Genomic DNA, 12,256 nt, shown 5'->3' with positions numbered 1-12,256 from the left:
GCCACCGCCACAGCCTGACCGGCACAACGCCGCCCGGCCGACAGGCCGCACGGCGTGTCCACCAACACCGTGAACGTTTGTGGTCATGGCACTAGCACGGCGCTGGTGGCGGTCGTCGCGGGCCACGACCGTACCGCCGCCGTCCTGGTGGTGACCGCGGCGGTGGTGCCGATCGTGATCTCTCCGTACCTGTTCCTCAACGGCCTGCCGCAGGTTTGGGCGCCGGTTGTCGCCGCGCCACTGGTCATCGCGGGCCTGTGGCGACCGGCGGACGTGCCGCCTGCGCCCCGGGCCAACGCGCTGCTGGTCATCGCCGGCATACTCGCCCTGCATCTGATCCCGGTGGAAGCCTTCCGCCCCGCCGCGATGAGCTCGCAGATCATTTCCGCCGCCATGGTGATCGTCGCCGTAGCCGCCTTCCTGTGGGTGGCGACAGCCGACCAGCGACTGCTGATCGCCGTCGCCCCGACCCTCCTGCTGGGCACGCTGCACCAACTGGGTAACACCGGAACGGGGGAACTGCTGCGCCGGCCCGACGCCCTGCCGTCCCTGGCCCTCGCGGTTTGCATGGTGGTCGTCGCGGTCGTCTCGACTCGGCTGCGGCAGCGCACCCGCGCCTGACCAGCCACCGGCAGGCGGTATGGCGCAGCCGCAGCAGCCGCTGGATCGTGGCGCAGAACGAGGACCTCCGCGTTCTGCGCCACCGCGAGCCGACATCGTGCAGGGGCTCCGGCAGGTACCCTTGGCCGGTGTTCTCGCCCCACGGTCCGTCTCTGCGGGAACTCTGCGTCCAGGCGTTCTCTTCGGTCGAGCGCGGCTATGACCTGCTGGCCCCGAAGTTCGACCACACGCCTTTCCGTACGCCGGACAGCTATCTGCGCGCGACCGCCGACGCGTTGTCCGAACTCGGCCCCTTCGACCAGGGCCTGGACGTGTGCTGCGGCACCGGGGCGGGCATGGCGGTGCTCAGGTCCGTGTGCCGAGCAGGCATCACCGGCGTGGACTTCAGCGCCGGCATGCTCGCCCAGGCACGCAGCGCCCACCCGGACGCCACCTGGGTTCAGGCCGATGCGCGTGCCCTGCCGTTCACCGGAGGCTTCAGCCTGGCCGTCAGCTTCGGAGCGCTCGGGCACTTCCTGCCCACCGAGCGACCGGCCCTCTTCGCGGGTGTCCACCGCGCGCTGCGGCCCGGCGGGATCTTCGCCCTCCCGATCGGTGCACCGCCGCCGCTGACCTCGACCGCGCACTGGGCCGCGCTCGGCTTCGACCTGGCCATGCGGGTACGCAACACCGTGTGGCGACCCCCCTTCGTCATGTACTACCGGACCAACCCGCTGCCCGCAGTGCGCGACGACCTGACTGCGGCCGGTTTCACCGTCACCACCGTCGCCCTGACCGCCCTGGGACAGCGCCGTGACGGCAACCCACGGTGCCGGCTAGTCCTCGCCCGACGACCACGCTGAACGCACGATCCGCGATTACGGACCGCATCCACGGACGCGGGAGCGGTGCGTGAGAGTGATCTGTATCACAACATCGAAGACTGTCGAATAGATTGAGATCGCTCTGAGTGATCAAGAGTGGTCCATCCCATCAATTGATCGACATGCGGCGATCAGTGGCGGTGAGTGATGGATCCGCCACCCTGGGACGGGGCAACCTCGGGGAGGTTGCACCTCTACTGTCGCTGCCACTACTTGCTCTTACGGGGGTGTGTGTTGGGCGTTCGGTGGCGGCGTGGGCTGTCGGCTGGAGTCACAGCCGTGTTGGCTGTTGGAGTGATCGGTGTTCCAGCGCCGGAGCGGGTTGCTGCGGGAGAACGGCAGTGCGTGGATACAGCCGCTTCCGAGGCCGAGGCGAGCGCGCTGGCTACGTCATGCGGGCAGCCCGTCGTGGTGGACGGGTCGCGAACGGAATTCGCCGAGGTCACCGCGCTGCCGGACGGACGGCTGCAATTCGCGTCGTCGGTGGTGCCGCAGCGCACCCGCAAGGACGGCCGGTGGGAGGAGATCGACCTCAACCTGGCCCGAGGCGGGGATGGCTTGTGGCGACCCCGGGCGTCCGTCGCGGATGTGGCGTTCTCGGACGGCGGGCAAGCCGCTCTGGTGACGTTGACGCGAGCCGGGCGCGCGGTCACGCTCTCGTGGCCGGAGGCCCTGCCGGCCCCGACGGCTTCGGGTGACTCGTTGATCTACCCGAACGTGCTTTCCGATGTGGACCTGGTGGTGCGGGCGACGCGGACCGGCTTCACGCACGTTCTGGTGGTCAAGACGCCGGCGGCGGCAGCCCTCCCAGGAGTACGCGCGCCGCGGTTCCGGGTCGGTGGGAACTCCGAGATCGTCCCAGGTCCGGGCGGCAGCTTGCGAGCCATGGCAGGTACTGCTGTCGTCGCCTCGGCGGAACCGGCGGTCATGTGGGATTCTCGGCCGCAAGCCCCCGAGGGAGTCGCGTCGCGAGGTGCGTCGCAGCAAAGCGACCCGTCGACGCCGACGGCGGCCGGAGACGCGGCGCGGGTCGGCGCGGTCGGCGTCGAGGTTTCCGACGGCGATCTGGTGCTGCGTCCGGATGTGGCGCTCCTTGATGATCCGGACGCGGTGTTCCCGCTCTTCGTCGACCCTGCCTGGTCGGTCTTCAAGAGCAAGTGGGCGTACGGGACGAACAACGGGTCGTCGAACTCGGACACGAGCCGAGCGCGAGTGGGACTGAATCCGGACACAGGCGCCCTGTATCGGTCGTACTTCGAGTTCTCGACGACAGCCAACGGAATTTCCCTCAAGGGTAAGCACATCGAGTCGGCCTACGTGCAGATGAAGCTGGACCATTCCTGGTCCTGCGACGAGACGGTCACGTCGATGTACGCGACCCCGTCGATCAACGCGACGCCGAAGGCGGGTTGGACGACGATGAAGCTGAAGTCGTTCCTGAACACGGCCACCGGGAATGCGAACGAGGCGGGTGGGTGTTCCTCGATCCAACCCGACATGATCATGAACTTCCAAGGAAACAACACCACCGACCACGTAAAGGCGGCCGCAAACGGGAAGTGGAACTCGATCACGGTGGGGTTCACCGGACGAGCGTCAGACGGGTCGGGTGAATCGACGCAGAGTCGGTGGAAGAAGTTCTACCCCAACGACGCCAAATTGATCGTCGACTACGACAGCAAGCCGGGTGCTCCGTACGACCTGCAGGTCGCCGGGGTGACCTGCGGCTCCGGGGTGTTGACGGTCGGCACGCTGACCCCGACGTTCTCTGCGGTCTTTCCCGACGCTGACCCTAGCGATTCCTTGACCGGTAGGTTCGAATGGATCGAGGTCCCAGCCGGGGGCATGGGTGCGGTGACGGACACCTACCCGACCCGCAAGAGCCCGCCACCGGCGAAGACGGGAGTCACCCCCAACACCAGGGCGACGAGCAACACAGTAACGATCGCGAAGGGACCCACGTACGCGTTCCGCGCCAAGGGCACCGACAAGGCCCCGTATTCGATCACCGGCCCATGGTCGTCGTGGTGCCGGTTCGCCGCGGACACGACTGTGCCACCGGCACCCAACATCCTCTGGACGGCGGTACCCCGCCGCCCTGGTGAGCCTGTGGCGATCACGATCGCCACCGCCACCGCGGACGTCACCAAGTTCCGGTACGGTTGGTCCAACCCGCCCACGATCGAGGTCGTCCCCAGCACCGTCTTCGGTACGAAAAACGCCTTTGTCACCGTCACCGTGCCCAGCTTCGGTCAGAACACCTTCTGGGCTCGCGCGATCGACGCTACCGGCAACCTCGGCAATATCGGCTCGGCCACCTTGACCGCGGCCCGGCCTGCACCGCCCGTCGCCAGATGGGGGCTGGAGCAGTACCCGGGGGTCGACCTGGCCGCCGCGTTGGCTGATCAGCAACCCGCGAGCGGTCAGACCGACCTGGGCGCGTCGAACGTCAACTGGGCCGACGACATCCGGATGAACGGCGGCAAGACCGTTGGGCTCAACGGCACCTCGTCGGTGCTGACCACACCGAGCAGTGTCGTCGACACGACCGATTCCTTCAGCGTCGCCACGTGGGTACGACTCAACTCGCTGCCGACGACTCAGGACGTTGTCATCGCGTCGCAGGCGGGGGTCGATGCCGCCGGATTCCATCTGGGCACCCGGTTGGTCGGCTCCCCGTCGACGCCACGCTGGTCATTCTTGATGAAGGATACGGACAGTCAGTCGAGTGCCACCCGCGCGGCGTTCAGCGGCACTGCCTTGACTGCAGCCGATGTCGAGCGGTGGACCCATATCGCCGGCGTGTATGACAAACCCGCGGGCAAGGTCCGGCTCTATGTCGACGGGGTCTTGGCCGCCGAGGCAGACCGGAGCGGGACACCGTGGAACGCCACCGGCCCGTTCGCGGTGGGCCGAGGGTGGAGCGCCGGTGTGGCGAGTAACTGGTTCCACGGCAACGTCGCCGATGTGCAGGCCTACAACCGCGTACTCGTGCCAGACGACTTCACCGGCAAATTGGCCCAGGACCCAACCTCCGGGGGGTTCCACGAACCAGGGCTGCTGACGCCGGTGCAGGTGGGCAACTGGGACTTCGAGGCCGCGACCCCCTGCTATCTGGCCGACTTGAGGGATACCTGCGAGGCCCCCGACACGGTGACCGCCTGGGGTCGATGGCTCGCATTGACGCGTGGGTCGGCCGTAGGCACCGGCTATTCCACCAACGGCTCCGGCTTGTGGCTCGATTACGAATACTTCCCGGAGGAGGGATACGTCGAGAGCACCGGAGAGTACGCGCGGAGCGCGGTGAAGACGGGCACCACGCCACCGGATGCCGACGGTCTGGAGTTCACCCAGTGGCAGGACGAGCCGGTCCTGCGCACTGACCAGTCGTTCACGATATCGGCCTGGGTGATGCTCGATCGGCTCGACGGCATGCGGACGGCGGTATCCCAGCGAGGAGTGCACGAGAGCGCTACCTGGCTCAAGTTCAACTCCACCCTGGGCAAGTGGCAGTTCCTCGTCAGCGCCGCCGATGCCAACACCACGTCCACGGCCAGCGTCACCTCGACATCGGTTGCCGAGGAGGGCGTGTGGACCCACCTGACCGGGGTGTACGACGCCGGGCGTAAGCAGCTTCGCCTCTACGTCAATGGTGAGCTCGAAGGGGTTACGAGCATCGGGTTCACCCCGATGGCGTCGACCGGCCCGCTGCTGGTGGGTCGCACCCTGTGGAGAGGCGAACTCATGGACCAGTGGACCGGCGGCATCGACGACGTCGCGGTGTTCCAGGGTGCGCTGACGGACACGGCGGTGTACCTGCTGTACGACTCATAGCCTCGGCCGGGCTGGGTCGGCACCGCGGCCGGTGCTCGACGCTGCTGACCCAGCCCAGCAGTCGCTCACCCTCCAGCTTTGGCGTGGCCGGACCGGACACGTCGGGCCCATTCTTTCATTGCTCGTGCCGATATGACCCATCTGCACCCTTGCTCCGTGCGGCTGTTCTTACCGGGGAGAAATGCATGTTGTCTGCACGATCCGTCTACGATTCGCCGCGGCCACCACGGAGCATTCATCGAGCGCACCGACTGCGTCGTTGGATCGCCGGCCTCACCGTCATCCCCGTAACAGCGTCGCTGCTGGTCGCTTTGCCGGCCGAGGCCGCCGTTGCGAGGGCAGAGCCCGTGCGACCGCCGGTTGAGGAACTCGATCCACACGGCGGTCCGGTGTCGGGACGGGCATGGACGCAGAAGCTGATGCAGGAGACTCTCGTCCCGAAGCCGGTATGGCCGGCAGCAAGTACCGCTCGGGCGACGCTCGCCGCACCGAGCACGCCTGGCCGGGGCGTTCGGGCAGGCACGCTGCCAGTATGGGTCGCTCGCAGTGGCGGCCCAGCCGGCGCGCGCGTCACCAGCGTGGACGTGCAGATCGTGGACCGGGAGTTACTGTCGGCCAACTGGCGTGACGGCCTGGTGCTCAAGGTGACGGCACCGATCGGGGCTGCTGCCGGCACGGCCAAGGTTTCGGTGGACTACAGCTCCTTCCGGTACGCGGTGGGTGGATCATGGGCGTCACGGCTGCGGCTGTGGCAGGTACCGGCCTGTGCCCTGTCGACACCCGATGCACCGGGTTGCCGATCGGTACCGCTTCCCACCAAGAACGATCTCGGTGAGGGCGTGGCGACCGCGGAGGTGACCGCCGTTTCCACCGCGGCGGCATCTAGGGAAATGGCGCGGTTGTCGGGGGAGATGACGACCCAGGCGAGTGGCTCCTTCCTCGCCCTTGCGGCGGCAGGCGCGGGCGCCGACGGCGACTTCACCGCCACCAGCCTCGCCCCCTCGTCGACGTGGTCGGCCGGGTCGTCCTCCGGGGACTTCTCATGGAACTACCCCCTGCGTACGCCTCCGGCGACTGGACCGGAACCGTCGGTCGGGTTGGCCTACTCGTCCGCCTCCGTCGATGGTCGGTCGGAGGTGACCAACAACCAGCCGTCGTGGATCGGTGAGGGTTTCGACTATTCGCCGGGGTTCATCGAGCGGCGGTACGTGTCCTGCGCGGAGGACCGGAAGAAGAGCGGCGCGAACAACACGACGGACACCGGCGACCTGTGCTGGCGGTCGGACAACGCGACGATGAACCTGAACGGCCGCAGCACCGAGCTGGTCTTCGAAACCGGCAAAGGCTGGCACGCGCGTACCGAGGACGGCTCGAAGATCGAGAAGCTGACCGGTGCGTCAGGCAACGGTGACAACAACGGTGAGCACTGGAAGGTCACCACCACCGACGGCACGCAGTACTTCTTCGGTCTGCACTCACTGCCGGGCCATACGTCGAAGACCAACTCGACCCTGGCCGTACCGGTGTTCGGCAACCACTCCGGAGAACCGTGCCACCAGACGGCTTTCGCCAACTCCGACTGCCAGCAGGCATGGCGGTGGAATCTGGACTACGTCGTCGACGTGCGCGGCAACACGATGTCGCTCTGGTACGGCAAGGAGACCAACAAGTACGCCCGTAACGACACCGACTCCGACGACGTGTCCTACGACCGGGCAGGGTATCTGGAGCGGATCGACTACGGCACCTATGACCGCACGTCGGCCATCCACGGAGTGACCGAACGGAAAGTCACTCCGTACGCGAAGATCGTCTTCGATACCGACATGCGGTGCTTCTCGAACTGCGGCACCGAGTCCAACCCGGTGAAGGCGTCGTGGAAGGACACCCCCTGGGACCAGGAGTGCAAGGCATCGGCGACGTCATGTGCGCAGCAGTACTCGCCGACCTTCTGGACGACCAAGCGGTTGAAGAAGGTCACCACCTGGGTGTGGGACACCACGAAGACCACCCCGGCATGGCAGGACGTCGAGTCGTGGACCCTGTCGCACACCTTCGCGGCGACGGCGGACTCCACTCACACCGGGCTGTGGCTGAACCGGATCGACCACGCGGGGCATGTCGGCGGCACCGTCAGCCTACCGCCGGTGACCTTCGAGGCGGAGTCGTTGCCGAACCGGGTGCTGACCGAACACGGCACGACCGACAACTGGCTGCGGATATCCAGCATCGTCACGGAGACCGGATCCCGAATCAAGGTCGACTACGCGCAGCCGGAGTGCACCGAGGCGATGGTGGAGGGGCTGCAGCCGCATACCAACACCAAGCGGTGCTACCCGGTACGGGTGCCGGATCCGGCCGACCCGACCGGTCAGCAACTGATCACCGAATGGTGGCACAAGCACCGGGTCGAGCATGTGGCCGAGGACGACGTGCAGCTTGCCAACGGCCACCAGGCGCCGACGAAGCACACCTGGTACGAGTATGTGGGATCGCCGGCGTGGCACTACGCCGACGACGACGGTCTGAGCAGACCGGAACGCAAGACGTGGTCGCAGTGGCGCGGCTACGCCCAGGTCAAGACCCGCGTCGGTGACGACTCGGCGACCCAGACCCTCGCCGTGACGACCTTCATGCGGGGCATGCACGGCGACAAGGCCAGCCCCAGCGGAGGCACCCGCAGCGTGACAGTCCCCGCCTCGCTGGGTTCGGAGACGGTCTACGACCATGACCAGTTCGCTGGCCAGGTGCGGGAGCAGGTCGTCTACAACGGGGTGGAATCCAAGCCGGTGTCCAAGACGGTGAACGTGCCGTGGCGGTCCAACCCGACCGCGAGCCGGACGATCAATGGTGACATCGTCGAGGCCCGTTTCGTCGACACACAGACCACCTACACCGCGACTGCCCTCGGCGTCGACGGCAGCCGGGGCTGGCGCACCTCACGCGGCACCAAGAACCTGGACCACACCTACGGCACGGTCAACTGGTCACAGGATGACGGCGACATCGCCGTCACCGGCGACGAGAAGTGCATCACCTACCACTACAACCGCAACACCGGCAAGAACCTCACCACGACGGTGAAGCAGACCACCACCACCGCGCTGGCCTGCGGCACGAACCCCACCACCATCGACGACGTGATCTCCGACGCGCGGAGCTACTACGACGGGGCCACCAGCGTCGACACCGCACCGACCTTCGGGTTGGTCACGAAGACCGAGCAGCTCAAGGACTGGACGGCCGGCACCGGCACGGTCTGGCAGGTCGTGTCGCAGGGCAGCTACGACCCGACGGGTCGGCCGGTGAGTGCTACCGACATCAAGGGCAACGTCACGACGACCGCGTACACGCCGGCCGTCGGAGGCCCGGTCACGAAGGTGACCACGACCGGTCCGGCGCCGTTCAACTGGACCTCGTCGGTGGAAACGAACCCCTACTGGGGTGCCACCGTCAAGGCCACCGACCCCAACAACAGGGTGCTCTCGGAGGTCGAGCACGACGCGCTCGGCCGCGTCAGCAAGGTGTGGGGGCTCGGCTGGACCAAGGCGGCCAATCCGAGCACCCCGTCCGCGCAGTACACGTACACCTTCGCCGCAGGCCGCAACGCCTATCCGTACGTCAGAGCACAGGTACTGAACGCGGACGGCAACTACACCACCTCGTACGAGATCCTCGACGGGTTGCTGCGTAGCCGGCAGACCCAGAGCCTGGCGGCGGACGGCACCGGAAACCGGGTGGTCACCGACACGCTCTACGACAGCCTCGGCCGGCCGGCCATCTCCTACGGTGCGCATGCCGAACCCGGGGCCCCCTCCGGCACGTTGTGGTGGGAACCGGAGTGGTCTCTCCCCGCCGTCTCCAAGACCATGTTCGACCGGGCATCCCGCCCCACGAACACGGTCTTCCTGGCCGGTGACGGGGTCACCAACCTGGTCGAGAAGTGGCGCACCATCACCGCCCACGAGGGCGACCTCACCAAGGTGACACCACCCCAGGGCGGTACCGCGACCACCACCGTGACCGACATCGAAGGCCGCGTCGTCAAACTGCGCCAGCACACCACCGCATCCGGCGTCGGTGGGGCCTACCAGGAGACCCAGTACGTCTACAACCGCAAGGGCCAGCTGATCAGGACCGTCGACCCGGCAGGAAACCGCTGGGTCAACGAGTACGACGCCAAGGGCCGTCTGTGGCGCACGACCGACCCCGACAAGGGCGAGACGACCAGCTTCTTCACCGACAACAACGAGTTGGAAAAAACGACCGACGCCCGCGGTGAGGTGCTCTGGTACGTCTATGACGCGTTGGGTCGGAGGAAGGAACTGCGCGACGATTCCGCCACCGGAGCGCTGCGCGCGGAATGGAAATACGACACCCTCTACACCGGTCAGAGCGGCTTCAGGGGCCAACTCACCCAGGCGGTCCGCTATGAACCCGCCGGCAGCAGCAACGCCTACCGGTGGCAGGTGCGCAGCTTCGACGACCGTTACCAGCCCAAGGGCGTCAACTACGTCATCCCCACCAGCGAAACCGGCCTGAACGGCACCTACATCTACGCCTACAACTACTCGGCGGCGACCGGCGCACCGACATCGGTCTCCTACCCGGCCGCTGGGGGCCTGGTCACCGAGGAAGTCACGACCGACTACGACGCCGCCACCGGCATGCCGGTCCGGTTGGACACCAGCCTCACCGGCGCGGCCGGCACGATGGCCACCGCCACCTACACGGCCTACGGCGAACGCAGCGGCTCCATCTACAAAATGCCCGGCGGCGTCTGGACCCAGGACACCGTCTACCGTGACGAGGCCACCCGCCGCATCGACCGCACCACCGTGCAGCGGGAAACCACCGTCGGCACCGTCTCCGACCGCAACTACACCTACGACCACAGCGGCAACATCACCTCCATCGAAGAGAAGCCGCAGATCGGTCAGGCCGACACCCAGTGCTTCCGGCAGGACCTGCTGGGCCGGCTCACCAGCGCCTGGACCCCAAAGGCCGGAGTGAACTGCCAGGCCGACCCGGCGGTGGCGAATCTGGGCGGTCCGGCACCGTACTGGCACGACTGGGCGTTCGACACCACCGGTTCCCGACTGACCGAAACCAGCCACACCGCCGGCGGCGACACCACCCGCAGCTACACGGTGCCGACCGGCGGCCCGAACGTCGTGCGACCGCACGCCGTCACCGCCATGACCACCCAAGCGCCAGGCCAAAGCGCCGTGGTCAGCAACTACGCCTACGACGGCGCCGGGAACACGATCTGCCGGCCGACCGGCACCACCGCCAACAACTGCGGCACCGGCACCAACAGCCAGACCCTGGGTTGGAACGCCGAAGGCAAGCTCGCCACCGTCGCGGCGGGCGGCCAGACCATCGAAACCAACATCTACGACGCCGACGGCGTCAGGATCATCCGTCGCGACAGCAGCGGCACCACCCTCTATCTCCCCGGGCAGGAGATCCGCCGCGAAGGTGGCGTCAACACCGGCACCCGCTACTACAGCTTCGCCGGCACCGTCTGCGCATCCCGCACGGCAGGCTCGGCGACCACGAATCTGACCTGGCTGTTCGACGACCACCAGGGCACTCAACAGATCGGGGTCAACGCCGGCACCCAGGCTGTTTCGATTCGCCGTCAGACCCCGTACGGGGCGCCGCGCGGTACGAACCCGGTCTGGGTGAACAACAAGGGCTTCGTCGGCGGGGACATCGACCCCACCGGGCTGACCAACATCGGCGCCCGGCAGTACGACCCGACGCTGGGCCGGTTCATCTCCGTCGACCCGGTCCTCGTCGCCGACAGCCCTGCTCAGTACAACGCGTACCAGTACGGCGGAAACAACCCGATCGACAACGCCGACCCCACCGGAATGTACTTCACTGAGAACAACGACGACACCGGTGACCGCGCCTACGTCGACACCACCCCCTCCGGCGAGACGGTCACCAGGATCGTCAAGAAGCACGTCCCACCGGCCTGTGGGTCAAGCTGCCAGCAACAACGTGAGGCGTACCGAAAAGCCAGCAACGAACGCGCCGAAGCAGAACGCAAACAACGCGAATGTCGCGCCAGCTTCTGGTGCCGCAACGCCGGGGCGGTAGGTGCGGTCGCCGGCGTCGCCGCAGGTGTCATCGTCGGCGGAGCCTGCACCGCGGCGAGCTTCGGTGTGGGTGCTGTCGGCTGCGCGGCGATCGGTGGGTTCGTCGGCGGTGCCGTCGGATCGTTGGTCAGCAATGGCCTCGATGCCGATGACGAAAGCGGCTGGCAACTCGCTGGCGAAGCTTTAGTCGCCGGAGCGATTGGCGGTGTGCTAGGCGCAGCGAGCGTACTCGTCGGCGCAGCAGCCTTTGGTGCCGGCGTTGCTGTCACGTCTGGTATGGGTCTCAGAGCCGCCGGGCAGATGGCATTAGGCAGCGCGCGCTCATCACTTACTGCAGCAGGTACCGGCACCGGAGGCGGCGTCGCCTTCGCTGGTAAACGGGATGGGTTCGGCGCCTATACGACAGACCTGTCACATGTCACGGGAAAGACGGCGGCATCTCGTAACCGAGCCCTCGACGCAATCATCAAGGAGGACTTCCAGGACCTTCGATTGACTGCTCGCCCAGAGTACAGCCCGTTTGTGGGCTACGGTGTGATGCGACGGGGTGCCGGCACGCAAATTGGTGCAAAATCCTTCGTAAGTCGGAGCCAGTTGCGCGATACGATCGTGCACGAGGAGTTGCATCACAGGTGGTTTGCGCGGGGGATCACTGACCATCACCCGCGAGCTGGCGGCCCGCAGTCGGATAGGTTCTATAGTGTCGTGTCACGATACATGGGGATGCGTGGGTGGCAGTGATAAGTCAGCAAGCTGAGGTTGTTTTTCCCTGCGGGGAATGTAGTAGTCCGGTGCCGCATCTAGTCGCAGAGAGGCTGGTACGGGGCA

Annotated in this window: 4 protein-coding genes; all 4 read left to right on the top strand. The window is 66.8% G+C overall.

Annotated elements, in window-relative coordinates; translation table 11 throughout:
• Positions 1-105 precede the first annotated feature (105 nt).
• The 4 genes from ABZ795_RS11260 (at position 106) to ABZ795_RS11245 (ending at position 12,169) form a co-directional block, all read left to right on the top strand.
• On the top strand, positions 106-621 hold the full coding sequence (locus tag ABZ795_RS11260) for a hypothetical protein (RefSeq protein WP_357530215.1): 516 nt from the start codon (positions 106-108) through the stop codon (positions 619-621).
• Positions 622-749: 128 nt separating this feature from the next.
• A complete protein-coding gene (locus ABZ795_RS11255) occupies positions 750-1,463 on the top strand; it encodes a methyltransferase domain-containing protein (RefSeq protein ID WP_327026523.1) in 714 nt (237 codons plus the stop codon).
• Between the two features lie 366 nt (positions 1,464-1,829).
• Entirely contained in the window at positions 1,830-5,318 is a 3,489-nt protein-coding gene (locus tag ABZ795_RS11250; RefSeq protein WP_357530214.1) for a LamG domain-containing protein, read from the top strand.
• A 251-nt stretch (positions 5,319-5,569) separates the two neighbouring features.
• Positions 5,570-12,169: an RHS repeat-associated core domain-containing protein gene (locus tag ABZ795_RS11245; RefSeq protein ID WP_357530220.1), complete on the top strand. Its 6,600-nt coding sequence runs from the start codon at positions 5,570-5,572 to the stop codon at positions 12,167-12,169.
• Positions 12,170-12,256 lie beyond the last annotated feature (87 nt).

Origin of the sequence: Micromonospora sp. NPDC047134, from assembly GCF_040643455.1 — a bacterium.
Classification (GTDB): domain Bacteria; phylum Actinomycetota; class Actinomycetes; order Mycobacteriales; family Micromonosporaceae; genus Micromonospora.
The sequence above is the reverse complement of the archived record's forward strand: the minus strand, read 5'-3'. Positions and strand labels throughout refer to the sequence as shown.